Origin of the sequence: Rhodococcus sp. JS3073 (assembly GCF_026810085.1) — a bacterium.
GTDB lineage: Bacteria > Actinomycetota > Actinomycetes > Mycobacteriales > Mycobacteriaceae > Rhodococcus_F > Rhodococcus_F wratislaviensis.
In genome coordinates this window covers 7,007,916-7,032,458 of sequence record NZ_CP113951.1, presented here as the reverse complement: position 1 = coordinate 7,032,458, position 24,543 = coordinate 7,007,916, and the positions used below count along the sequence as shown (strand labels likewise).

General features: G+C 66.5%; 20 protein-coding genes and 2 tRNA genes. 11 read left to right on the top strand and 11 right to left on the bottom strand.

Annotated features, from left to right (window positions below):
- The first annotated feature begins 1 nt into the window (after position 1).
- The 9 genes from iolD to OYT95_RS31960 all read left to right on the top strand — a co-directional run bounded on the left by iolD (position 2) and on the right by OYT95_RS31960 (position 10,948).
- Entirely contained in the window at positions 2–1,954 is a 1,953-nt protein-coding gene (iolD, locus tag OYT95_RS32000) for a 3D-(3,5/4)-trihydroxycyclohexane-1,2-dione acylhydrolase (decyclizing) (RefSeq protein WP_268790060.1), read from the top strand.
- A gap of 34 nt (positions 1,955–1,988) precedes the next feature.
- Positions 1,989–2,894, top strand: coding sequence for a sugar phosphate isomerase/epimerase family protein (locus OYT95_RS31995; RefSeq protein ID WP_112300597.1), 906 nt, complete (start codon positions 1,989–1,991; stop codon positions 2,892–2,894).
- 26 nt (positions 2,895–2,920) lie between these two features.
- Positions 2,921–3,988: a Gfo/Idh/MocA family protein gene (locus OYT95_RS31990; protein WP_112300598.1), complete on the top strand. Its 1,068-nt coding sequence runs from the start codon at positions 2,921–2,923 to the stop codon at positions 3,986–3,988.
- Positions 3,989–3,993: 5 nt separating this feature from the next.
- The gene (locus OYT95_RS31985) at positions 3,994–4,866 is read left to right on the top strand and encodes a sugar phosphate isomerase/epimerase family protein (RefSeq protein WP_128642404.1); all 873 of its coding nucleotides are present in this window, start codon (positions 3,994–3,996) and stop codon (positions 4,864–4,866) included.
- 11 nt (positions 4,867–4,877) lie between these two features.
- A complete protein-coding gene (locus OYT95_RS31980) occupies positions 4,878–6,383 on the top strand; it encodes a CoA-acylating methylmalonate-semialdehyde dehydrogenase (protein ID WP_268790059.1) in 1,506 nt (501 codons plus the stop codon).
- A gap of 66 nt (positions 6,384–6,449) precedes the next feature.
- A complete protein-coding gene (locus tag OYT95_RS31975; protein ID WP_268790058.1) occupies positions 6,450–7,838 on the top strand; it encodes an NAD(P)/FAD-dependent oxidoreductase in 1,389 nt (462 codons plus the stop codon).
- A complete protein-coding gene (locus tag OYT95_RS31970) occupies positions 7,835–8,836 on the top strand; it encodes an ROK family protein (RefSeq protein WP_037240810.1) in 1,002 nt (333 codons plus the stop codon). Before OYT95_RS31975 ends, OYT95_RS31970 begins: the two co-directional genes overlap by 4 nt.
- A 278-nt stretch (positions 8,837–9,114) precedes the next feature.
- A complete protein-coding gene (locus OYT95_RS31965; RefSeq protein WP_268790057.1) occupies positions 9,115–9,348 on the top strand; it encodes a GNAT family N-acetyltransferase in 234 nt (77 codons plus the stop codon).
- Positions 9,349–9,427: 79 nt separating this feature from the next.
- Positions 9,428–10,948 carry an HNH endonuclease signature motif containing protein gene (locus OYT95_RS31960; RefSeq protein WP_268790056.1) on the top strand — a complete coding sequence of 507 codons (1,521 nt, stop codon included), beginning with the start codon at positions 9,428–9,430 and terminating at the stop codon, positions 10,946–10,948.
- An 81-nt stretch (positions 10,949–11,029) separates the two neighbouring features.
- Here OYT95_RS31960 and OYT95_RS31955 read toward each other — a convergent pair whose 3' ends face one another.
- The gene (locus OYT95_RS31955) at positions 11,030–12,499 is read right to left on the bottom strand and encodes a sugar porter family MFS transporter (protein ID WP_268790055.1); all 1,470 of its coding nucleotides are present in this window, start codon (positions 12,497–12,499) and stop codon (positions 11,030–11,032) included.
- Between the two features lie 239 nt (positions 12,500–12,738).
- Here OYT95_RS31955 and OYT95_RS31950 point away from each other — a divergent pair, with 239 nt between their 5' ends.
- Complete coding sequence (locus tag OYT95_RS31950; protein WP_112300601.1) at positions 12,739–13,791, top strand: LacI family DNA-binding transcriptional regulator; 1,053 nt, start codon at positions 12,739–12,741, stop codon at positions 13,789–13,791.
- Positions 13,792–13,832: 41 nt separating this feature from the next.
- On the opposite strand, the gene OYT95_RS31945 is transcribed toward OYT95_RS31950, so the two are convergent.
- The 10 genes from OYT95_RS31945 to OYT95_RS31900 all read right to left on the bottom strand — a co-directional run bounded on the left by OYT95_RS31945 (position 13,833) and on the right by OYT95_RS31900 (position 24,235).
- Positions 13,833–14,699: a sugar phosphate isomerase/epimerase family protein gene (locus OYT95_RS31945; RefSeq protein ID WP_268790054.1), complete on the bottom strand. Its 867-nt coding sequence runs from the start codon at positions 14,697–14,699 to the stop codon at positions 13,833–13,835.
- A 70-nt stretch (positions 14,700–14,769) separates the two neighbouring features.
- Positions 14,770–15,957, bottom strand: a complete 1,188-nt coding sequence (locus OYT95_RS31940) for a phytanoyl-CoA dioxygenase family protein (protein ID WP_268790053.1) — start codon at positions 15,955–15,957, stop codon at positions 14,770–14,772.
- 269 nt (positions 15,958–16,226) lie between these two features.
- The gene (locus OYT95_RS31935; RefSeq protein ID WP_268790052.1) at positions 16,227–17,000 is read right to left on the bottom strand and encodes a M23 family metallopeptidase; all 774 of its coding nucleotides are present in this window, start codon (positions 16,998–17,000) and stop codon (positions 16,227–16,229) included.
- A gap of 248 nt (positions 17,001–17,248) precedes the next feature.
- On the bottom strand, positions 17,249–19,183 hold the full coding sequence (locus OYT95_RS31930) for a bifunctional sugar phosphate isomerase/epimerase/4-hydroxyphenylpyruvate dioxygenase family protein (RefSeq protein ID WP_268790051.1): 1,935 nt from the start codon (positions 19,181–19,183) through the stop codon (positions 17,249–17,251).
- Positions 19,184–19,190: 7 nt separating this feature from the next.
- On the bottom strand, positions 19,191–19,631 hold the full coding sequence (aroQ, locus tag OYT95_RS31925) for a type II 3-dehydroquinate dehydratase (protein WP_005248177.1): 441 nt from the start codon (positions 19,629–19,631) through the stop codon (positions 19,191–19,193).
- Between the two features lie 68 nt (positions 19,632–19,699).
- Complete coding sequence (clpX, locus tag OYT95_RS31920; protein ID WP_005248181.1) at positions 19,700–20,980, bottom strand: ATP-dependent Clp protease ATP-binding subunit ClpX; 1,281 nt, start codon at positions 20,978–20,980, stop codon at positions 19,700–19,702.
- 240 nt (positions 20,981–21,220) lie between these two features.
- Complete coding sequence (locus tag OYT95_RS31915; RefSeq protein WP_037236299.1) at positions 21,221–21,883, bottom strand: ATP-dependent Clp protease proteolytic subunit; 663 nt, start codon at positions 21,881–21,883, stop codon at positions 21,221–21,223.
- 48 nt (positions 21,884–21,931) lie between these two features.
- Complete coding sequence (locus tag OYT95_RS31910) at positions 21,932–22,519, bottom strand: ATP-dependent Clp protease proteolytic subunit (RefSeq protein WP_037236301.1); 588 nt, start codon at positions 22,517–22,519, stop codon at positions 21,932–21,934.
- Positions 22,520–22,703: 184 nt separating this feature from the next.
- Entirely contained in the window at positions 22,704–24,098 is a 1,395-nt protein-coding gene (tig, locus tag OYT95_RS31905) for a trigger factor (protein ID WP_037236304.1), read from the bottom strand.
- A 60-nt stretch (positions 24,099–24,158) separates the two neighbouring features.
- A tRNA-Pro gene (locus OYT95_RS31900) sits at positions 24,159–24,235 on the bottom strand.
- A gap of 139 nt (positions 24,236–24,374) precedes the next feature.
- Between OYT95_RS31900 and OYT95_RS31895 the strand changes: the two genes are divergently transcribed.
- A tRNA-Gly gene (locus OYT95_RS31895) sits at positions 24,375–24,448 on the top strand.
- Positions 24,449–24,543 lie beyond the last annotated feature (95 nt).

The window sequence follows — 24,543 nt, the reverse complement described above, 5'->3', positions numbered from 1 at the left end:
CGTGGTGTCCACCGCGCCGATGTCGGCGAGCAAGAACCCCGACGCCGAAGGCACCGTCCACCTCACGGTGGCTCAGGCAACCATCCGATTCCTCGCCAACCAGTACGTCGAGCGGGACGGCGAACGCACCAAGTTCTTCGCCGGCTGCTTCGGCATCTTCGGCCACGGCAACGTCGCCGGACTCGGTCAGGCACTCCTGCAGGCCGAGATCGACGCCGTCGACGCCGGCACCGAACCCGAACTGCCGTATGTCCTCGGCCGTAACGAGCAGGCGATGGTGCACAGTGCGGTCGCGTACGCCCGCCAGAAGGACCGCCTGCAGACGTGGGCGGTGTCGGCCAGCGTCGGCCCCGGCTCGACCAACATGCTGACCGGCGCGGCCCTCGCCACCATCAACCGGCTGCCCGTCCTGCTCCTGCCTGCCGACACGTTCGCCACCCGCGCGAGCGCACCGGTGCTGCAGGAACTCGAACTGCCGTCCAGCGGTGACGTCACCGTCAACGACGCATTCAAACCGCTGTCGCGTTACTTCGACCGCGTGTGGCGGCCGGAGCAGTTGCCGTCGGCGCTGCTCGGCGCGATGCGCGTGCTGACCGACCCCGTCGAGACGGGTGCGGCCACCGTCGCCATTCCGCAGGACGTGCAGGCGGAGGCCTTCGACTGGCCGGAGTCGCTGTTCGCCGAGCGCACGTGGCACGTGGCCCGGCCGCTCCCCGAGAGGTCGGTGATCGCTCGGGCCGCGGACGTGATCCGGTCGGCGAAGAAACCGCTGATCGTCGCCGGTGGTGGCCTGATCTACTCGGGCGCCACCGACACACTGGCCTCCTTCGCCGAGGCGACCGGGATTCCGGTCGGCCAGAGTCAGGCCGGCAAGGGCGCACTGCCCTACGACCACCCGCAGTCGGTCGGCGCGATCGGCTCGACCGGGACCACCGCGGCCAACGCACTCGCCACCGAGGCCGACGTGATCATCGGCATCGGCACCCGCTACAGCGACTTCACCACCGCGTCGCGCACCGCGTTCAACAACCCCGACGTGCGGTTCGTCAACGTCAACGTCGCGTCGATCGACTCGGTGAAGCAGGGCGGCGTCAGTGTCGTCGCGGACGCCCGCGAGGCACTCGAGGCGCTCACCGCGGCACTGGGCGACTACCAGGTTTCCGGCGAGTACCGCTCGCGCACAGCCGAACTCGCAGCACACTGGGAGTCCACGGTCGACTCGGTCTACAGGATCGACGACGATTCGCTCGGCTTGAACCAGAACCAGGTCATCGGTCTCGCCAACACACTGTCGGATCCGCGCGACGTCGTCGTGTGCGCGGCCGGCTCCATGCCCGGTGATCTGCACAAGCTGTGGCGCACCCGCGACCCCAAGGGCTACCACGTCGAATACGGTTTCTCCTGCATGGGCTACGAGGTCGCCGGCGGCATCGGCGCCAAGATGGCCTGCCCCGACCGCGACGTGTTCATCATGGTCGGCGACGGCTCGTACCTGATGATGGCCACCGAACTCGTCACGGCCGTGCAGGAGAACGTCAAGGTCATCGTGGTCCTCGTGCAGAATCACGGCTTCGCGTCCATCGGGTCGCTGTCGGAGTCGCTCGGCTCCCAGCGGTTCGGCACCGATTACCGCTACCGGGGCGACTCCGGCCGGCTCGACGGCGACATCCTGCCCGTCGACCTGGCGGCCAACGCCGCGAGCCTCGGCGCCGACGTGATCCGCGCGAACACGGCCGCCGAGTTCGCCGACGCCGTCAAGGTGGCGAAGGCCGGCGACAACACCACCGTCATCCACGTCGAGACGGACCCGCGGATCGCCGCGCCGGACAGCGAATCCTGGTGGGACGTCCCGGTCAGCGAGACCAGCACCCTCGACTCCACCCGGACCGCCTACGAGACGTACGCGCAGTGGAAGAAGATCCAGCGCCCGTTCCTGCGCCCGTCCGGCAACTAATTCTCCCCCGTAGAACTTTCGAAAGGATTTCCCGATGAGCGTCATTCGCGTCGGATCCGCCCCCGACTCCTGGGGCGTCTGGTTCCCGGAAGACCCGCAGCAGACCCCGTACGGACGGTTCCTCGACGAGGTATCGGCGTCCGGCTACGAGTGGATCGAGCTGGGGCCGTACGGCTACCTGCCGACCGATCCGCAGCAGCTCCGTGACGAACTCGCGGCCCACAATCTGAAACTGTCGGCAGGCACCGTGTTCGAGCACCTGCACCAGGACGACTCCTGGGATGCCGTGTGGACCCAGATCGAGGACGTCGCGAAGCTGACCGCCGCCGTCGGCGGCAAGCACGTGGTCGTCATCCCGGAAATGTGGCGTGACCCGAGCAGCGGCGAGGTGCTCGAGGACCGCACTCTCACTGCGGCGCAGTGGAAGAAGAAGACCGGCGGCATGAACGAGCTGGGCAAGAAGATGTTCGAGCAGTACGGCGTGAAGGCGCAGTACCACCCGCACGCCGACAGCCACGTCGACACCGAGGAGAACGTGTACCGCTTCCTCGACGGCACCGACAGCGAGTACGTGAACCTGTGCCTCGACACCGGTCACATCAGCTACTGCGGCGGCGACAACCTCGCGATCATCGAGCGTGCTCCCGAGCGGATCGGCTACCTGCACCTCAAGCAGGTCGATCCCGAGGTCCGTGCCAAGGTCGAGGCGGAGGACCTGCCGTTCGGCGAGGCCGTCAAGCTCGGCGCGATGATCGAGCCGCCGCTCGGCATCCCCGACCTGCCGCCCCTGCTCGCCGCGATCGAGAAGCTCGACATCGACGTGTTCGCGATCGTCGAGCAGGATCTCTACCCCTGCGCCGTGGACGTTCCGCTGCCGATCGCCCAGCGCACCCGTAAGTACCTGGGGTCCTGCGGGATCCCGTCCGTCAAGTTCGTCTAACCGACCACGTCAGGAGCTAGTCAGCTATGTCCGGAAGCAACGACCTGCGGATCGCCGTCCTGGGTGTCGGAATGATGGGCGCCGACCACGTCGCACGCATCACCGAGCGCATCAAGGGCGCGACCGTCGCCGTCGTCAACGACTATTTCACCGAGAAGGCCGAGCAGATCGCGGCCGGGATCCCCGGATGCCGGGTGATCGGCGACCCGCTCGACGCGATCGCCGATCCGGACGTCGACGCCGTCGTCCTGGCCACCCCCGGGCCGACGCACGAGAAGCAGCTTCTCGCCTGCCTCGAGCACGGCAAGCCGGTGATGTGTGAGAAGCCGCTGACCACCGACGTCGCCACGTCTCTCGAGATCGTCAAGCGGGAAGCCGAGCTCGGTAAGAAGTTGATCCAGGTCGGCTTCATGCGACGGTTCGACCACGAGTACGAGCAGCTGAAGTCGCTCATCGACGACGGCACTTTCGGGCAGGTTCTCCTCGCCCACTGCGTGCACCGGAACCCCGCTGTGCCCCCGAGCTTCGACAGCTCGATGATCGTCAAGGACTCGCTGGTCCACGAGGTGGACGTGACCCGATTCCTGTTCGACGAGGAGATCACGTCCGTGCAGATCCTCCGCCCCGCCGCGAATCCGGGTGCGCCCGAGGGTCTGCAGGATCCTCAGATCGCGTTCTTCACCACCGAGTCCGGTCGTCACGTGGACGTCGAGGTCTTCGTGACCACCGGTGTCGCGTACGAGGTGCGTACCGAGATCGTCGCCGAGAAGGGTTCGGCGTTCATCGGTCTCGATGTCGGGCTCGTCCGAAAGTTCGGCACCGGCGCGGGCAACGGCCGCTCGGGCGCAGGTATGTCGGGCGGGGAGATCACCCCCTCGTTCAAGGAGCGCTTCGGCCAGGCGTACGACGTCGAGATCCAGCGCTGGGTGAACGCCGCCCGCACGGGCGCGGAGACCGGCACCTACATCGACGGGCCCGGTGCGTGGGACGGCTACGCAGCCGCTGCCGTGTGCGCCGCCGGCGTGCAGTCGCTCGAGACCGGCGAGCGCGTGGCCGTCGACATGGTCGACCGTTCCTCCATTCCGGGAGCGTGAACACGATGAAGATTGCACTCGATCCCACGCCCTTCCACCACGACTACGCGCTTCTCGAATTGCCGGCGGTGGTCGCGGAACTCGGCTTCGAACACCTGCAGCTCACCCCGCATCGCGACATGATCCCGTTCTTCAACCACCCGAAGGCCGACGACGAGCTGGTCCGGCAGTTCCGCAAGGCCTGCAGCGACGCGGGCGTCGGAATCGCCTCCGTGTTGCCGGTTCTGCGGTGGTCCGGCCCGGACGAGGACGCCCGCGAGGCGGCGGTGCGGTACTGGAAGCGCGCCATTCAGATCACCGTCGACCTCGGTGTGAACGTGATGAACACCGAGTTCAGCGGCCGCCCGGAGAAGGCCGAGGAATCGGAGCGCGCCTTCTACCGGTCGATGGAGGAACTCGTCCCCATCATCGAGCGTGAAGGCATCGACGTTCGCATCGATCCGCACCCCGACGATTTCGTGGAGAACGGTCTGGACGCCATCCGGATGATCCGCGGCATCAACTCGAAGAACTTCGGACTGGTGTACGTCGCGTGCCACAGCTATCACATGGGCGCCGGCATGCTCGAGATCATGCGGGCCGCCGGCGACATGCTGCGGCTCGTCCACGTCGCGGACACGATGGATCACCACCGCTCGCACGGACTGCGGTACATCACCAACCCGCCCGGCAACCCGGTGCGTGTCCACCAGCACCTCAAGATCGGTGACGGCGACCTCGACTGGGACGAGTTCTTCGGCGGGCTCGGCGAACTCGGTTTCTACGACAAACCCGACACGGTGATGGTGTCCAGCGTTTTCGCCGAAGACGAGAACGCTCACGACGTCTCCCGCTACCAACTGAAGACCATGAAGGATTACATCGCGCGCACGCGGTGAAAGGACAACACATGAGCACCAACATCACTCGCGAGATCGCACACTGGTCCGACGGCAAGGGATTCGCCGGTACGAGCGGCAACACCGCCCCGGTCACCAACCCGGCCACCGGTGCCGTGACGGGTCAGGTCGCCCTGGCCAGCGTCGAGGACGCCCGCGCCGTGATCGACGCCGCCGCGGCCGCGTTCCCCGCCTGGCGCGACACCTCCCTCGCCAAGCGTTCCTCCATCGTGTTCAAGTTCCGGGAACTGCTCAACGCCCGCAAGGGCGAGTTGGCGGAGATCATCACCGCCGAGCACGGCAAGGTCGTTTCCGACGCGTTGGGTGAGGTCTCCCGCGGCCAGGAAGTCGTCGAATTCGCCTGCGGCATGCCCCACCTGCTCAAGGGCGGCATGACCGAAAACGCCTCCACCAACATCGACGTCTCCTCCATCCGCCAGCCCGTCGGGCCCGTCGGGATCATCTCCCCGTTCAACTTCCCCGCCATGGTCCCGATGTGGTTCTTCCCCATCGCCATCGCCGCCGGCAACACCGTCGTCCTCAAGCCCAGTGAGAAGGACCCGACCGCCGCGATCTGGATGGCCGAACTCTGGGCCGAAGCCGGACTCCCGGCCGGGGTGTTCAACGTCCTGCAGGGCGACAAGACCGCCGTCGACGAACTGCTCACCAACCCCGCCATCAAGGCCATCAGCTTCGTCGGCTCCACCCCCATCGCCCAGTACGTGTACGCCACCGGCACCGCCCACGGCAAACGCGTCCAGGCACTCGGCGGGGCGAAGAACCACGCCATCGTCCTCCCGGACGCCGACCTCGACCTCGCCGCCGACGCCATGGTCAACGCCGGCTTCGGGTCCGCCGGGGAACGCTGCATGGCCATCTCCGCGCTGGTCGCGGTCGGCGACATCGCCGACGAACTGGTCGCCAAGATCAAACAGCGCACCGACACCCTCGAGATCGGCGACGGCACCCAGGACTCCGACATGGGTCCGTTGGTGACGAAGGTGCACCGCGACAAGGTCGCCTCCTACATCGACGCCGGCGAACAGGACGGCGCCACCATCGTCGTGGACGGGCGCACCGTGCAGGCGAATGGCGGTGCGGACGGGTTCTGGCTCGGACCGACCCTGATCGACCACGTCACCACGGACATGAGTGTGTACACCGACGAAATCTTCGGACCCGTCCTCTCCGTGATCCGGGTCGAGTCCTACGACGAGGCCCTGGAACTGGTGAACGCCAGCCAGTTCGGCAACGGCACCGCCATCTTCACCAACGACGGCGGCGCCGCCCGGCGGTTCCAGAACGAGGTCGAGGTCGGCATGGTCGGCATCAACGTTCCCATCCCCGTCCCCATGGCCTACTACAGCTTCGGGGGCTGGAAGAACTCCCTGTTCGGCGACAGCCACGCCCACGGCACCGAAGGCGTCCACTTCTTCACCCGCGGCAAGGTCGTCACCACCCGCTGGCTCGACCCCAGCCACGGCGGCCTCAACCTCGGATTCCCCCGGAACGCATAGGTACTGGTTCTCCGCGCCGGACCGTCCGCGGTCCGGCGCGGAGTCCGTTCGATCGAAAGGAACTTCATGAGCGACACCTCTCTCGCCCGCCGTCATCGGGTCGTGGTCATCGGATCGGGATTCGGCGGCCTCTTCGCCACCAAGGCCCTGAAACGGACGGACGTCGATGTCACTCTGATCGATCGCACGACACACCACCTGTTCCAGCCGTTGCTGTATCAGGTGGCGACGGGAATCCTGTCCGAGGGTGAGATCGCGCCCGCGACGCGACTCGTCCTCGAAGACCAGCAGAACGCGTCCGTCCTGATCGGCGGAGTCGAAACGATCGACGTCGCCGACCGGACCGTCACCTCCACCCACCGCGGCCGCACGACGGTCACGGAGTACGACAGCCTCGTCGTCTCGGCGGGCGCCCGCCAATCCTATTTCGGCAACGACCATTTCGCCGAGCACGCACCCGGAATGAAAACGATCGACGACGCCCTCGAGTTGCGCGGCCGCATCCTGGGCGCCTTCGAAAGCGCCGAGGTGAGCACCGATCCCGCCGAGCGGGCGCGACTCCTGACGTTCGTCGTGGTCGGAGCCGGGCCCACCGGAGTCGAGATGGCAGGCGAGATCGCCCAGCTCGCGCACCGCACTCTCGCCGGCGCCTACCGCACCATCGATCCCCGTGACGCGCGGATCATCCTGCTCGACGCGGCGCCCACCGTGCTCCCGCCTTTCGACGAGAAACTGCGTCGAGCTGCCGCCGACACGCTGGAGAATCTCGGAGTCGAGATCCAGCTCGGCGCGATGGTGACCGACGTCAACGACGACGGACTCACCGTCCGCGACCAGGACGGAATCGAGCGGCGGATCGAGGCCGCCTGCAAGATCTGGTCTGCCGGTGTCGCTGCCAGTCCGCTGGGCAGGCAACTGGCCGAACAGACCGGCGCCGCCACCGATCGCGCGGGCCGTGTCCTCGTCGAACCCGACCTCACACTGCCCGGCCACAGCAACGTCTTCGTCGTCGGGGACATGATGAATCGCGACGGACTTCCCGGTGTCGCGCAGGTCGCGATCCAGGGCGGCCGCTACGCCGCGCAGCTGATCGCCGCGGAGGTGCGGGCCCACCGGCAGGGTCGCGACAAGCCCGAACGCGTCCCGTTCCGCTACACGGACAAGGGCAGCATGGCCATGATCTCCCGCTTCCACGCGGTCGCGAAGGTCGGTCGCCTCCAACTGACCGGGCTGCTCGCCTGGCTGCTCTGGCTCCTGATCCATCTGGTCTACATCGTCGGATTCAAGAGCCGGCTCGCGACCGCCATGTCCTGGACATGGTCGTTCCTCGGAAGAACCCGCGGACACCTGGCGGTCACGGAGCAACAGGTGGTCGCGAGGACGGCCATCAACCGGCTCGATGCCTGGGAGGATTCCCGGGCGGTACCCGAGGCGGCGACGGCCTCCGCACGGTGAGTACCGTCGCCTCCGTGCCTGCTTCCGCTCTCACCGTCGGCATCGACGTCGGTGGTACCAGTATCCGGGCCTGCGTCGTCGACGAAACCGGTGAGGTTCTCGACTCCGTCCAGGCACCCACCCCGCAGTCGGCGAAGGCCCTCGAGGACGCGCTCGACCGTGCCGTCCGCGAGCTCGCGTCCCGTCATCGGATCGCCGCCGTCGGTCTCGCCGTGGCCGGATTCATCACCTCCGACCTCACCACGGTGCGTTTCGCCCCGCACCTGCCGTGGAAGAACGTGCCGGTGGCGAACGACCTGAGCGACCGGCTCGGGCTGCCGGTGGTCCTCGAACACGACGCGAACGCGGCGGCGTGGGCGGAGCACCGGTTCGGTGCGGCCGCCGGTGGTCGCAATGTCGTGATGGTCGCGATCGGCACCGGCATCGGTGCGGCGCTGCTCATCGACGGCACGCTCTACCGCGGCAGTTTCGGCGTTGCTCCCGAACTGGGCCACCTCCAGGTGGTCCCGGGCGGCAGACCGTGCGCCTGCGGTAAACGGGGGTGCTGGGAACGGTATTGCAGCGGAACCGCGCTCGTCGACACGGCCATCGAACTCCTCGCCGCCGACCCGACGAGTTCGACGGTGCTCGCGCGCGAGGTGGCGAGCGACCCGGGATCGCTCACCGGCCGCCGTATCGCGAGCGCCGCGCGGGACGGCGACCCGCTCGCTGTCCGCACCATGGACGAGTTCGCGCGGTGGCTCGGCGTCGGACTCGCCATGGTCGGTGACGTCTACGACCCCGATCTCGTCGTCGTCTCCGGTGGTGTCAGCGGCTCGGCCCCGCTGTTCCTCGATCACGCGCGGGACGTCTACGCCTCTCTCGCAACCGGTTCCGGACACCGTCCCCTCGCCCGCATCCGCGAAACCCAACTCGGCGAATCGGCCCAGCGGATCGGAGCCGCGACGATGGCCAGGGACGCGTTGCTGAACGGAGCTCCGCTCCCCGTGCGTGGTTGACGAGTCTCTGGACTCGTCGAGCACTCACCGGCCAGTCTTGGATTCGGCCGCGACCGATCGGAAGCATCGAACTGCGTGCGTGCCTCGGTGAGGAAGAGTTACCGGTCCGCGCTGCCATCTGGAAAGGCGCGGTCCAGGCGACGCACCACTTCATCCCCGATGAGGACGTCACATAATACGAGCAGCGCATCGTGGTTGACTATCTCCCTGCTCTCGATCTCACAGTGGCAGTACGGGAAGGCTTCGCCGCCGGATTCTCCGGACTCGAAAACGGGAAGATGGAAGTGCTGTTCGTCGACGACGTGCACCGAGGCCGCGGTGTAGGTTCAGCGCTGTTGCGCGATGCCATCAACCGTTTTCCCGGTCTGCTACTGGACGTCAATGAGCGGAACCGGCAAGCGTTGGCATTCTACGAGGCACACGGATTCGTCATTACAGGACGATCCGATACCGATGCAGACGGCCACCCCTTCCCGCTACTCCACCTCGCGCACATCACACCTTCGCGCTAGCCGTCCGCAAGATTCTCCGATACTTGTCGGTGGTCCCCGGTAGGATCGAAGATACGTTCGATACCGGGGGTTGAACACTATGGGGGACAACAGTTCCAGCGCGGCCGCACTCGACGCGACACCGCCAGGGATAGTGGCGATCGAGGCGTTGCGCGTCGGCAAATCGGTGCTGGTGCAGGCTCAGTACCGCCAAGTTGTGGCGGTGACCGAGTTCTACGGACTCTGCTGCGACGAGGACGAGCGCCGCGGCATCAACCCGGCCCACTCCGGTTCCCATACGGCGGTGGAGGTGTCGGTCGCACTGGGAATGAACGAACCGGTGGTGACCGCCTGGATCGACCTCGGACTCGATCTGCGCCACCGATTGCACGGCACCCGAGTCGCATTCGCGGCCGGGCGGATCGACCTGGATCAGGCGCGGGTCATCGCCGCCATGCTCGCCGGCGTCAGCGACTCGAAGTTGGAGCAACTCGAAACCGCGATCCTCGACAGTCGCTCCCTGCCACCGTCCAAACTGCGAGCCCGCGCTCGTCGGCTGATCGCCCGTCACGACCCCGACAGCATCGCCCACCGCACCACACTCGCGGTCGCCGATCGCGACGTATGGATCCGCCCCGCGGAGAACGGTATGGCCTACCTCGACGGACACCTTCCCGCAGCCGACGCCCACACCCTCGCGATGCGGTTGCGGGAGATGTCGATCCACGACGTATGTGCCGACGACCCGCGTACTCTCCCCCAGCGGCGAGCCGACGCTCTCACTGCCCTCGCCGATAGCACCGGGCACCTCACGTGGCACTGCGGTCGGGAACAGTGCCCGGCCCGTGTCGCCACCGCGCGGACACGGCGGGCACCTCTCATTCAGGTCGTCGTCAACGCCTCGACTCTCCTCGGACTCGACGACCTTCCCGCCCACCTCGAGGGATACGGGCCGATCCGTGCGGACTCCGCCCGTACATTGGCCGCCGACGGTGTCTTCCAGCGCATCCACACGCTGGCCATCGAAGGCGACGCAGGTGGGCACGTCCTCGAGATCAGTCCCGTTCAGAAGACTCACGGCATACCCGTGACCTACATCCGGAACACAGCAACCAGACCCGAACTCACCTACGCACCAGGGACGGCTCTCGGCCGCCGGATCAGGGCCCGCGACGGCAACTGCCGCTTCCCCAACTGCCAGGTCTCGGCACGACTCTGCGACATCGACCATACGACGCCGTTCGACCACGAGGACCCTGCGACTGGTGGTCTCACGGTCGAGTCGAATCTCGCGTGCCTGTGCCGACGTCACCACCGGCTGAAAACCGACGGCTCCTGGACCGTCCGCCAGACCGGGGCAGGGAACGTCGAGTGGACCACGCCGCGGGGCGACATCATCCGAACCGAACCCGAAGGGGCAGCAATCGAACTCGCCCACAACCACATCCGAGGGGTGCAGCGCTCCCGTGCCCTCCGACTGCTCACCGAGCGCTCCCACGACCAGCAGGACGAGGTGTATCTGAACGAACTGCAGGGGAGACGAGGACGGAACTCGGCGCCGCGGCCGGATGTGCCATGTAGGCCGGGCAACCCAGAACTGGAGGAGCGCCTGCCTTTCTGACCCTCGTTCAGGCAGCCACACACCACCACGCACCGGCACCACCACCCGAAGGCGGCGGCGCCGGTGCCTGAGATCCAGCGATCAGTGGGTGGCGACGGCAGCGGTGCTTCCCGCAGCCGACGCGTCGGGCTTGCCTGCGCCGAGGCGGTCCTCCAACTCTTCGAGGCTGCGACCCTTGGTTTCCGGGACGAAGCGGTAGACGAAGTACACCGACATAAGGTTGACGAGGACGAACAGGCCGAAAGTTCCGGTGGATCCGAGGACGGAGTTCAGGATCGGGAAGACGAACGAGATCAAGGCGTTCGTCGTCCAGAGCACGAAGACCGCGATGCCCATGGCGAACCCGCGGATGGCCATCGGGAAGATCTCCGAGAGCAGCAACCACACGCAGGTTCCGATGAAGCACTGCACGAAGGCGACGAACACCATCATTGCGGCGAGGATGATGTAGCTGCGGCCGGTGGACGAGGGCAGCAGGAATACCAGTGACAGCGCGGCCTGCGAGGATGCCACACCGATGAATCCGGTCAGCAGCATCTTGCGACGATTCACGAAGCCCAGCAGGATGATTCCGACAATCGTCATGACCACCGACGTGACACCGACGGCGATGGTGGCAACCAGGGACGCACTGACACCCAACCCGCTCTGTTCCAGGATCGTCGGGGCGTAGTAGTTGACCGTGTTGATACCCGTTGCCTGCTGGACGATGGCCAGACCGCAGCCGATCCAGAGGATCCGGCGCATCCAGGGATAGTCGCGCAGATAGTGGACGGCGCCGCTGACCTTCGAGTTCCGGTCGCGTGCGGCGTGGAGGCTGATGCTGGCGTACTCGACTGCGGCCTCCGACTCGCTGCGGCTCAATTCGAGCGTGCTGCGGGTTTCGGCGAGCCGGCCCTTCGACGCGTACCACCGCGGCGAATCCGGGAGCGCGAGCATGCCGATCAGCAGGAGTACCGCGGGTACCGAGGCGATGGCCAGCATGTACCGCCACACCGTCGGATCCTCGATGAGGTGATCGAGTAGCGCGTTGATCGAGAAGGCGAGCATCTGACCGGTGACGATCATCAGTTCGTTGATGGTGACCATCCGACCGCGGCGCTCGACCGGCGCCATCTCGGCCAGGTAGAGCGGGCAGGTGACGGCGGCGGCGCCCACACCGAGCCCGAGGACGATCCTGGCCAGCACCATGATCTCCACGTTGGGGGCCATCGCACACCCGAGGGCGCCGACGAGAAACAGACCCGCACAGACGAGGAGCGTGCGTTTGCGGCCGAGAGCGTCCGACAACCGGCCTCCGAGTAGCGCACCGACGGCGGCACCCGGGAAGAGCAGCGAGCTCACGACGGTTGCTTCGCCGACGGCGCTGAGGTTCAGCTCGTCTTTCATGTAGAGCAGCGCACCGGAGATCACACCGGTGTCGTAGCCGAACAGCAGGCCCCCGAGCGTGGAGATGACGGTGAGCTTGGTCAGGAAGCGTTTGTGACTGCGCTCGTTACGCGCAGCGCCGCCGCTTCCGCGGGCACTGGCAGCCGAGTGGGTTGTCGACATCAGGTGTTGGCCTTTCTGGGGAATGCTCACGCATCGCGACACGGAAGATCGGTTCACGTGTGTCGATATCGCCCGAGTGCGCTCGGCTCGGTGCAGCCGACGGGGGCGTTCTCTCCTGGACTGAAGCGCTTCACTAACGCGCTTCAGTTACCTACTATGATGTGAATCACAGAGGGTGTCAAGGGCAGATGACGCGATGCGTGAAAATGTCCCTGACGACGCGACCGAGGGAGATCGAGATGCTCGACGACCGAGCCACCGCGCACGACGGTGCGGAACGGCTACCCGCCGGCCTGCACCGACGCCCCACGATGGCCGATGTCGCGGCTCGGGCCGGGGTGTCGCGCACCCTCGTGTCACTGATCTTCAGCAACAAACCCGGCGCCTCCGACGAGACGCGGGAACGCGTCCTCCAGGCCGCGGACGACCTCGGCTACCGGCTCGACCGGGCCGCCCGCATGCTCGCCCGTGGGCGCAGTCGCACCCTCGGTGTGCTCATCGACGTCCACCAGACCTTCCAGGCCGACCTGATCGGAACCATCTACGCGGAGGCCGAGGCCGCCGGATATGAGGTCCTGCTCTCCGCGAGCGCACCCACCCGGGACGAACACAAGGCGATCGAAGCGCTTCTCAGCCACCGGTGCGAAGGCCTGATCCTGCTCGGTCCGCTGTCCGAGGCCGACTATCTGCGGACGCTCGCGGACCGTGCCGTCGTCACCGTCGTCGGCCGCGCACTCCCCCACACCGCCGTCGACACCGTGCGGACCGCGGACGCCAAGGGCATCCGGCAGTCCGTCGACCACCTCGTCGAACTGGGACATCGTGAGATCGTGCACGTCGACGGCGGCGCGGACCCGGGGTCACCCGAGCGGCGTCGCGCGTACCTCGCGGCGATGCGCAAGCTCCACCTCTCCGACCACATTCGCGTCATTCCCGGTCAGCACAGCGAAGAGGCAGGTGTCGCCGCCGCGAACACTCTGCTGGCCGAGGACCGCCTGCCGACCGCCGTGCTCGCCGGCAACGACCGCTGCGCCATCGGTCTCATGGACGTGTTCACCCGCGCCCACGTCGACGTGCCCGGCGACATCTCGATCGTCGGGTACGACGACAGCCACCTTGCCCAGTTGTCGCAGATCGACCTCACCACCGTGCGGCAGGACACGGAGGGTCTGGCGCGGCACGCCGTGCGGTTCGCCATCGACCGCCTCGAGAACGAAGACCTCGACCCGCAGGATTTCGTGATCGACCCCCACCTGGTGGTGCGCGGCACGACCGGTCCGGCCCGGTCGTAGCCGAATCCCGCCGGCACCGGTTCAGCGCAGAGGCAACGGACTCACTGCGTGATGCTCCTCAGGTATTCGACGCTCCGGACGACGTCGCGCGCGGGGCCTTCGTCCTCCGGTTCCGACGCGAGAATGGTGTCCTGTTCGAGGACGTACCAGCCGTCGTAACCCTGATTCTGCAGCCGCGCGACCACCTCGGCGATATCGACGTCTCCGGTGCCCAGTGGCGTGTACATCCCCTGTGCGACGGCCTCGGTGTAGGTGAGTTCGCCCGCCCGGACCCGCCCGAGGAGCGCCGCATCGACGTCCTTCAGGTGCGCGTGGGCGATCCGCTCGGGTGCCGTGGTGACGAGGTCGAGTGGGTCGGTGCCGCCGATCAGCAGGTGTCCGGTGTCCAGGCACAGCGGGATCGACGAGCCGTCCAGGATGCGGTCCACCTCGGCGCGGTTCTCGATCATGGTCCCCACGTGGGGATGGATCACCGCCCGGATCCCTCGGTCGGCAGCGGCCGACGACAGGCGGTCGAGGTTGCGTAGCAACGTCTTCCATCCCGAGTCGTCGAGTTCCGGTCGCGAATCGTAACCGACGGATCCCGTCACCGCCGCCAGGACCATCACCTCCGACCCCGACGCGACGAGTGAGTCGACCGCCCCGCCGATCGCAGCGACCGCGTCGTGATCCGGATCGTGAAGCAGCACCGGGACGAATCCCCCGACCGCCGTCAGGTCGTACCGGGCGAGGGTGTCCGTCAGCTCGAGCGGATCCGAGGGGAGGAATCCGTCCGGACCGAGTTCGGTGGCAGCGAGGCCGGCGTCACGCATCTCGGTGAGCACCCGGTCGGAGGCGAGTTGGTGACCCCAGCCCTCCACCTCACACACTCCCCACGAAATGGGCGCGCCTGCAAGTCGAATCGTCATCGTCGTGTTTCATCCCATCGCACCGCACGGTGCTGTTGTAGTGGCAGTGTGGCCGCCTCGGCGATCCCGCTCACGGCTGCCGCCGGGTGGTCTGCGTGGACAGACGTTCCGCGAGTACCGCCGGATCGGCATTCTCCCGCAACGCTTCCCACACCGTGTCCACCTGAGTGGCCGGCGCGAGACTGTGTACCGGCTGATCGTGGTCGAGGTTGGTCGGGAACGGGTAGCACTCGGCCGTCGCGACGACGGCATTGCGGAGGGTGCGCTCGCTCGCCCCGGCCCTCTGCAGCGCCAGCAGGGCCGGATACACGGCGTTCGCCATGGCCTCCCGGTCCAGCACCTCCATCGCCCGGCCGAACGGCGACGAGATCTGCAGCAGATTGGCCATCCGCCGGATCGCGTCCGAACGGTTGTGGCCCGCGCCGTGGTGGAGGGCCGGGTTGAAGAACACCGCGTCGCCCTTCCGCAGCGGCAGCTGAACATGACTGTCGCGGAAGAACTCGACGAACTCCGGCCGGGAGAACGCCAAATAGCCCGCCTCGAACAGTTGCGAGTACGGCAGATACAGGGTGGGTCCGCTCTCGACGGGCATGTCGCAGTGCGCCACCGCACCCTGCAGTGTCAATGCGGCCGACATCCGGTGCAGGTGCGCGGGATACTCGGTCAGCTCGTGCCGGGGCACGATGCCGAGGTGGTAATCCCGATGCGGCACCTGCGCGGCACCACCGGGGTTGACCACGTTGACCTGCGACGTCACCTGATACAGCGGTCCAAGCCAACTCTGGCAGATCAGCGCGAGGATGTCGTTGGCGTAGTACTCGGCGAACACGTCCGGGGCGCCGAGAGCCAGCTTCTGCGCGGCGTTCCAGATGCGGTCGTTCGCGCCCGCCTTGCCGAAGTGGTCACCCACCACACCACCCGCCGCGTGCTGCTGCGCGATGAGGACGTCGAACTGTTCCGTGGCACGATCCAGGACCACGAGATCGCTGAAGGCGTTCTGGAACACCACGATTCCGGGACCGTCGGTGAGCGCGCGCCCGAGTTCGGTCTGCACGGCGCGGCGGGACTGCGCGTCGTCGAGGTGGGGAATCAGCGAGTCGCTGCGGTACAGCAGGACGTTCTGTTCCACCGAGTGAGCGAACGGGTAGTCGGCGAGGTTCGTCGAGCGGTCCACGGAGGCACGAAACGCGTCGAGGTCGCAGTCGGAGTCGCGGATCCACTCACGCCGGCCGGTCGGCGGAGGAGTCGTGATGGTCATGGAAATAGTCTCGCTGTGTTGTGAGCGGCAAACAACAGCAGATATCCATCATTTTCACCTCAGGAGGCGGCCTTAAGCACCGCTACAAGGTCCGTGAGGCCGCCCGGCGACATGCCGTCCGCAGTCCTGATCACTCTGAGCAGCAATGTCTTCCGCGGCGAGAACGAACGGAAGATGGGGTTCCGCGCCGCACTGCGAAGCTCGGCACCGACCGTGCGGCGATCGACATCGCGGAGGGCGACATCCTCGACGGAATCCGGGGTATGCGCCTAGCCCTGCCCCTGGGGGACGGGCACTCCGCGCGATTGGAACCAGCCCGCCGGATCCATCTTGGTTCCGTTGACCGCCCACACCTCGTAGTGCAGGTGCGGTCCCGTCGACTGACCCCGGTTGCCCATGGTGGCGATCTGGTCGCCGGCCCGGACCTGCTGCCCGACCGACACCAGTGACGTGTCGATGTGGCCGTACACGCCGGTGGTGCCGTCGTCCTGCTGGATGCGGACCCACAGCCCGAATCCCGAGGCCGGACCGGTCTCGATCACGGTGCCGTTGGTGACAGCCTTGATCGGGGTGCCGATGGAGTTGGCGATGTCGATGCCGTTGTGGTTGGTGCCCCAACGCGGACCGAAGCCCGAGGTGAACGTGCCGTCGGCCGGGACCAGGACGGCGGGTCGACGTGCCGCTTCCTCGGCCGCAGCCTTGCGTGCAGCCTGTTCGGCGGCCTCGCGAACCAGCCGTTCGACCTCGGCCTTCTCGAACGCCACCCGCTGAACCTCACGCTCGGCGGCGCGCTGGAGTTGCTCGGTGTAGTCGACGGGTACCGGGCGCGTGACCTGCAGGAACTGGGGCGGCGTCGAGAGTGACACGCCCGTCTCGGTCGACGCCTGCGCGACCTCACCGGTGGCCGCGGAGGCGATGCCGCCGGAGGCGAGAAGAGCAGCGGCCGCCAGCGAGGTCGCGACGACCCGCCTGCGGGAGATCTTCGTCGAACGGAGGCGCCGGGCGCGCCGGGCTTGCGGGACGGTGTTCGGGTGTAGAGCCAAAACCACATTCCTCTGTCGAGTTCGCGACCGATAACGAAACGGTCACGGTTTCGACACAGGTTAGTACGTATCTGGAACAAACCGGCGAGTCGCATTGACACATTAGGGTCAGACTGGCGGTAGTTCCGACATTTCTCGACCTCTCCAGTCACATGCACCCCATGAGCGCACATCGACGCCAGGGGTCACGCTCCAGAAGTGGCCGACGTCACGGCGCCCAGGGTCGTGACCGCGGGCGCCGTGACCTTTCAGCCGGCCGCCCGCAACTGGGCCGCCAGACGCATCGCAGAGTTCGCGTCGCCGTATCCCTCGTAACCGCCGACGCGTTGCACCACCTCGAAGAAGAGGTCGGCGCCCACCGTCTGGGTGAACAGGTGGAAGAACTCGCCATGGGCATCGCGGTCGTACATGATGCCCGACCCGCTCATCCGGTCCAGGAGTTCGCGGGAGAGCCCGAAGCGGGCCTCGAGGTCGTCGTAATAGTTCGGCGAGATCACGAGGGGCTCGAACCCATTGGACTGCATGGTCGCGGCGGCGGTGAAAATGTCCGTGCACGAGAACGCGACGTGGCTGATGCCGCCGCGCCGGGCCGCGGCGATGTGGGAGTTGCCCGACACCGCACCCGGAACCATGTTCAGGGAAATACGCAACGGACGGTCGATGCCGTCGGCACCCGTCTGGTCCATCGTCAGCGCCTGACTGCGCATCATTCCGACCGCGTCGGTGACGTCGAGGCCCTCGTGCGGCGCCATCGCGAACACCGAACGGAGCAGCAGCATGATGCCGTCCCAGTTGTCGGACGGCACGGCGAGCGCCACGTGATCGACCCCGGTGAACACGGGCACCTCGTCCTGCCAGCGCGACTCCGTCGGATACAGATCGAACGCCGACTGCCACGACGCGGCACTGCCCGGACCGCGCAGATCCAGCGACGTCGCATCGGTGATCTTCAGACGCACCACATCCGATTCGGGGGCCGTGTCGACACCGGGCAACAGGACCTCGTGCACCGGGACCTCGAGCGCCGCAGCCCGCTCACCCCAGGCGTCGGGATCGCTCGACCGGATACCGATCTGGGTGAGCACCGGCAGGTGCGCCGGAAGACCCGGAGCGGTCCACACGGTGCCCGCGGTAGCGTCGACCACGATGGTCATCCGGCCGTGCCGCCACAACTGGAGGTCGTGGCTGCGGTGCCGGCCCACCAGACGGAATCCGATGTGCTGCAGCGCCTGTCGAAGGTCGGAATCCTTGCCGGGACCGGCCGCGAGCCGCAGCGACACGATTCCTTCGAGGGGTGCGCGCGGCGGCGGCTCGAACAGGGCCAGACCGCGTCCGGTGTCCTCGCCGTGCTCGGCCTGCACGCGTGCGACCTCCTCCTGGAGGTAGAGCAGCGAGCGGTGAGCGTCGGCGGCCGTGCGGCCCGTGGACGACTGCCGGAACGTGTCGTTGAAGATCTCGAGCGACCACGGTCCGGTGTATCCGGCCGCCTGGACGTGCGCGCCGAACGTCGCGAGATCGAAGTTTCCCTGGCCCGGGAAGTTCCGGTGGTGCCTGCTCCACTGCAGGATGTCCATCGACATGCGGGGCGCGTCGGCGAGTTGGAGGAAGAAGATCTTCTCCCCCGGGATGTCGCGGATGCCGGACGGGTCGTCGCCGCGGGAGAGGATGTGGAAGCTGTCGAGGCAGGTGCCGAGGGCAGGATGGTCGGCGTCCTGCACGATCTTCCACGCGTGCCGGTACGTGTTGACGTGCGTCCCCCACGCCAGCGCCTCGTAGGCGATGCGGAGTCCCCGGCTGTGCGCCCGCTCGGCGAGAGTGTGGAGTTGCTCGGTCAGGCGGGCGTCGTCCCGCACCGCCTCGGGCAACGGCGAGGAGCACACCAGCAGGGTGTCGCAGCCGAGCTGCTCCATGATGTCGAACTTGCGCTCGGCTCGGATCAGGTTACGCGCGAATGTCGTGTCGTCCACGGAATCCAGATCGCGGAACGGCTGATACAGATCGAGAGTGAGTCCGAGATCCGCTGCGCGGGAAGCCAGCTCACGCGGCGACCACGGCGAGCTCACGAAATCGGGTTCGAACACCTCGAACCCGTCGAACCCGGCTGCCGCGATCGCGGTGACCTTCTCCTCCAGCGATCCGCTCAGGGACACGGTGGCAACGCTCGTACGAACCTGTCGTCCCATGACGGCGTCAGCCCTTGTTGCAGATGAAGTCGACGGCCAGCGCATAGCCGAGGATGCCGAGTCCGGCGATCACACCGGTCGCGACTCCGGACACGTACGAGTGGTGCCGGAATTCCTCGCGGGCGTGGACGTTGCTGATGTGCACCTCGACGAGGGGCACCTCGAGCGTCACCAGGGCGTCGCGCAGCGCCACCGACGTATGCGTGAAACCACCGGGGTTGATCACGACGCCCGACGCCGTGGTCCGGGCCTCGTGCACCCAGTCGATCAGATGGCCTTCGTGATTGGACTGCCGCGCGACGATCTCACGTCCGGCCTTCGCGGCGGCCGTGCGGCACAACTCCACGACGTCGTCGAGTGTCTCCCGCCCGTACACCTCGGGCTGCCGTTGACCCAGCAGGTTCAGGTTGGGGCCGTTGAGAACAAAGATCGGTCCGGGAGCGGTCATCGCGCGCATTACCTCCATTTGTACGAACTAGTGAGTTAGTTCGCACCCAGGATACAGCGCGCTCCCGCCTAGGCGGACTTGTCTCGGCGTTCTCCCCGCTCCGGCTTGCGCGGAACGATGGTGGGAAGCACGTTGTCGTTGACCGTCTCGGCGCTGACCACGACCTTCTCGACATCGTCACGGCTCGGGATGTCGTACATGACCGGGAGGAGGACTTCCTCCATGATGGCGCGCAGTCCACGAGCGCCGGTACCGCGGAGGATCGCCTGGTCGGCGATGGCCTCGAGCGCGTCCGTGGTGAACTCCAACTCCACGCCGTCCATGTCGAACAACCGGTTGTACTGCTTGACCAGTGCGTTCTTCGGCTCGGACAGGATCTGGACGAGCGATTCCTTGTCGAGGTTCGTCACCGACGCCACGACGGGAAGACGGCCGATGAACTCGGGGATGAGCCCGAACTTGATCAGGTCTTCCGGCATGACCTCGGCGAAATGGTCCTGCGTGTCGATCTCCGCCTTGGACCGCACCTCGGCACCGAAACCGATGCCTCGCTTGCCCACGCGATCGGACACGATCCGCTCGAGGCCGGCGAACGCGCCTGCCACGATGAACAGGACGTTCGTCGTGTCGATCTGGATGAACTCCTGATGCGGGTGCTTGCGACCACCCTGCGGCGGCACACTGGCCTGCGTGCCCTCGAGGATCTTCAGTAAAGCCTGCTGCACACCCTCGCCGGACACGTCCCGCGTGATCGACGGGTTCTCGCTCTTGCGGGCGATCTTGTCGACCTCGTCGATGTAGATGATGCCGGTCTCGGCGCGCTTGACGTCGTAATCGGCGGCCTGGATCAGCTTGAGGAGGATGTTCTCGACATCCTCACCGACGTAGCCGGCTTCGGTGAGCGCCGTCGCATCGGCGATCGCGAAGGGAACGTTGAGCATCTTTGCCAGCGTCTGAGCCAGATACGTCTTGCCGCAGCCCGTGGGGCCGAGCATGAGAATGTTCGACTTCGCCAGCTCGACCGTCTCGCCGCGCGCGTCACGACCCTTGTCGCCGGCCTGGATGCGCTTGTAGTGGTTGTAGACCGCAACGGCGAGAGTCCGCTTGGCGGCATCCTGGCCGATCACGTAGTTCTCGAGGAAATCCCGGATCTCGGCCGGCTTCGGCAGCTCGTCGAGCTTCACCTCGCTGGACTCGGCCAGCTCCTCTTCGATGATCTCGTTGCACAGGTCGATGCACTCGTCGCAGATGTACACCCCAGGCCCAGCAATGAGCTTCTTGACCTGCTTCTGGCTCTTACCGCAGAAAGAGCACTTGAGCAGATCCCCGCCGTCACCGATGCGTGCCATCTCGTCAGGTCCCTACTTCCTTCGTCTACGTGCAACCATCGAACCGATCCCACGCCGTGCGCGCACCGACCGAAAACGAAAGCCCGTTATGTGACCGTACCCGCAGATCGCGAGCGAGGTCGACTGGTTGTCGGTGATTCGCGCACCGATCTTCCGGGAAAGCCAGCCTTGCCGATCCCGCACCCGGCTCGCGGCAACCACGCCGTCACGGCGTGTCGCCCGAGCCGGGGCGGCAGGAAATCACTTCTGGGCGCTGAGTTTGCGGTACTCGAGCACGTCGTCGATGATTCCGTATTCCTTGGCCTCGGCGGCCGTGAGGATCTTGTCGCGATCGGTGTCCTTGCGGATCACGTCGGCGTCCTTGCCGGTGTGCTTCGCGAGGGTGGTCTCCATCAGGCGACGCATCCGCTCGATCTCGGCGGCCTGGATCTCGAGGTCGGAGACCTGACCCTGGATGCCGCCGGTGGCGGGCTGGTGGATGAGGACACGAGCGTTCGGCAGGGCGAGACGCTTGCCCGGGCTACCGGCCGCCAGCAGCACCGCCGCAGCCGAGGCCGCCTGGCCGAGGCACACCGTCGTGATGTCGGCGCGCACGTACTGCATGGTGTCGTAGATCGCCATCAGCGACGTGAACGAGCCACCCGGCGAGTTGATGTACATGGTGATGTCGCGATCGGGGTCCAGCGACTCGAGAACGAGCAGCTGGGCCATCACGTCGTTGGCCGACGCGTCGTCCACCTGCACGCCGAGGAAGATGATGCGCTCCTCGAACAGCTTGTTGTACGGGTTGGACTCCTTCACGCCGTAGCTCGAGTGCTCGATGAACGACGGCAGGATGTAACGCGACTGGGGGCCTGCGGGCGCCTGGCCTCCCAGGCTGCGGGGATCGAACAGGTTGGTCATCAGTTCTCCAAGGGATTTGTGGGAGCGGTCAGTGAGGAAGCCGGGCTGCTACTGCCCGGTCCCGCCCGCCTGCGCCGCGCGGGAGACGACGTGGTCGACGAAACCGTATTCGAGAGCCTGCTGTGCGGTGAACCAGCGGTCGCGATCCGAATCGGCGGTGATCTGCTCGACGGTCTGACCGGTGTGCTCGGCGATCAGCTCGGCCATTTCGCGCTTCGTGTGCGCGAACTGCTCGGCCATGATCGCGATGTCACTGGCGGTACCACCGATTCCGGCGGACGGCTGGTGCATCATGATCCGCGCGTGCGGGAGCGCGTAACGCTTGCCCTTGGCCCCGGCGGAGAGCAGGAACTGGCCCATCGATGCGGCCAGACCCATTCCGAACGTCGCGACGTCGCACTCGGCGAACTGCATCGTGTCGAAGATTGCCATGCCGGCGCTGACCGAGCCGCCGGGCGAGTTGATGTAGAGGGAGATGTCCCGGCCGGGATCCTCTGCCGACAGCAGCAGGATCTGAGCGCACAGCTTGTTCGCGATGTCGTCGTCGACCTGGGTACCGAGGAAGATGATGCGCTCGCGCAGCAGGCGTTCGTACACCGAGTCGCTGAGGTTCAACCCAGCGGTGGCTGAAGTCATGGCGGGACTCTGCAAAGTCTCCAGGTGATTGGAAGTCACGGTACCTGCCTTCTCCGTAAATCGTTGATTGCTGACACAGACACTAACGAAGGAGGGCGGCACCGGAGTCCCGGTGCCGCCCTACTTCGCTCAAAGCGGAAAACAACTCACAGCCGAACGCGAGAAAAACATCCCGCGACCAGCATTACTTCTGGTCTTCGCCCTCGGCGGAATCCGACGCAGCCTCGTCCGTGGACGCAGCCTCCTCGGTCTCGGCCTCACCGTTGCCGAACAGTTCGGCGGTGTCGACAGCGGCACCCGAGGTGTCGGTGACGGTGGCCTGCTCGACGACACCGGCGAGAGCCTTGCCGCGCCGCACGTCCGCGAAGACGGCGCCGAGCTGACCGGCCTGCTGGATCTGCTGGATGAACTGCTCGGGCGCCATGCCGTAGCGCTGTGCCTGGAACAGGATGCGCTCGGTGAGCTCGTCCTGGCCGACGGTGACGTCGGAAGCGTCGGCGATGGCGTCCAGCAGCAGCTGCGTCTTCACCGAGCGCTCGGCGCTCTCCTTGGCGTCCTTGTCGAACTCTTCGCGGCTGGTGCCCTGCTCCTCGAGGAGCTTGTTCAGCGCTTCCTCGTCGTGGTCGAGACCGTGGACGGCGTCGTGCAGTGCAGCGTCGACCTCGGCCTTGACGACGGCCTCGGGCAGCGGTACCTCGACGGTCTCGAGGAGGGTCTCGAGGACCTTGTCGCGGATCTGACCGGCCTGCTCGACCTTGCGAACGCGTCCGACGCGCTCACGCAGGTCGGCCTTCAGCTCGTCGAGGGTGTCGAACTCGCTTGCCAGCTGAGCGAACTCGTCGTCCTCGGCAGGCAGCTCGCGCTCCTTGACGGTGCCGACGGTGACGGTGACGACGGCTTCCTTGCCCGCGTGGTCACCGGCGACGAGCGTCGAGGTGAACTCCTTGGACTCGCCGGCCTTGACGCCGACGACGGCCTCGTCGAGGCCCTCGATGAGCTGACCCGAACCGACCTCGTGCGACAGACCGCTCGCGGTGGCCTCGGGAACGGCCTCACCGTCGACGGTGGCCGACAGGTCGATGGAGATGAAGTCTCCGTCCTCGACCGCACGCTCGACACCGGTGAGGGTGCCGAAGCGCTGACGCAGCGACAGCAGCTGCTCCTCGACGGCGTCGTCGGTGATCTCGATCGGATCGACGGTGACGCTCAGTTCGCTGTAGTCGGGCAGCGTGATCTCGGGGCGGACGTCGACCTCGGCGGTGAACTCGAGGAGCTCGCCGTCCTCGATCTTCGTGATCTCGATCTCGGGCTGACCGATCGCCTTCACCGAGGCGCTGGTGACAGCCTCGGAGTAGCGGGACGGGAGTGCGTCGTTGACGACCTGCTCCAGGACTGCGCCACGACCGACACGGGCTTCGAGCAACTTGGCCGGTGCCTTGCCCGGACGGAAGCCGGGGAGACGGATCTGTTGCGCGAGGGCCTTGTAGGCCTTGTCGAAATCAGGCTTGAGCTCCTCGAAGGGCACCTCAACGTTGATACGGACTCGCGTCGGGCTGAGCTGCTCGACGGTGCTCTTCACGGACTGGCTCCTTCGTGTGGTCGTGCTTTTTCTGTGCGGCAGTTGCCTGCCCTGTGGTTCTGGTCGGGGTGACAGGATTTGAACCTGCGACCCTCCGCTCCCAAAGCGGATGCGCTACCAAGCTGCGCTACACCCCGGTCGAAGCCGGCTCTCGCCAACCTCGCGAGGACCCGAGGAAGAATCCTACGGCCCCCCGATTATGAAATCCAAAGCGAGGTTGGGTACAGTCACTCATCGCAGACGACATGCATGGCGATCCCAGGTTGTCGTATGCACGGGGATGTAGCTCAATGGTAGAGCCTCAGTCTTCCAAACTGATTACGCGGGTTCGATTCCCGTCATCCCCTCCACACAGGAGCGTTCCCACCCCAGGGAACGCTCCTTTTTTCATGTCCGGGGGCGGCCACGGAGACCACCTCCGCTATGACATGCGTCACATGAGCGA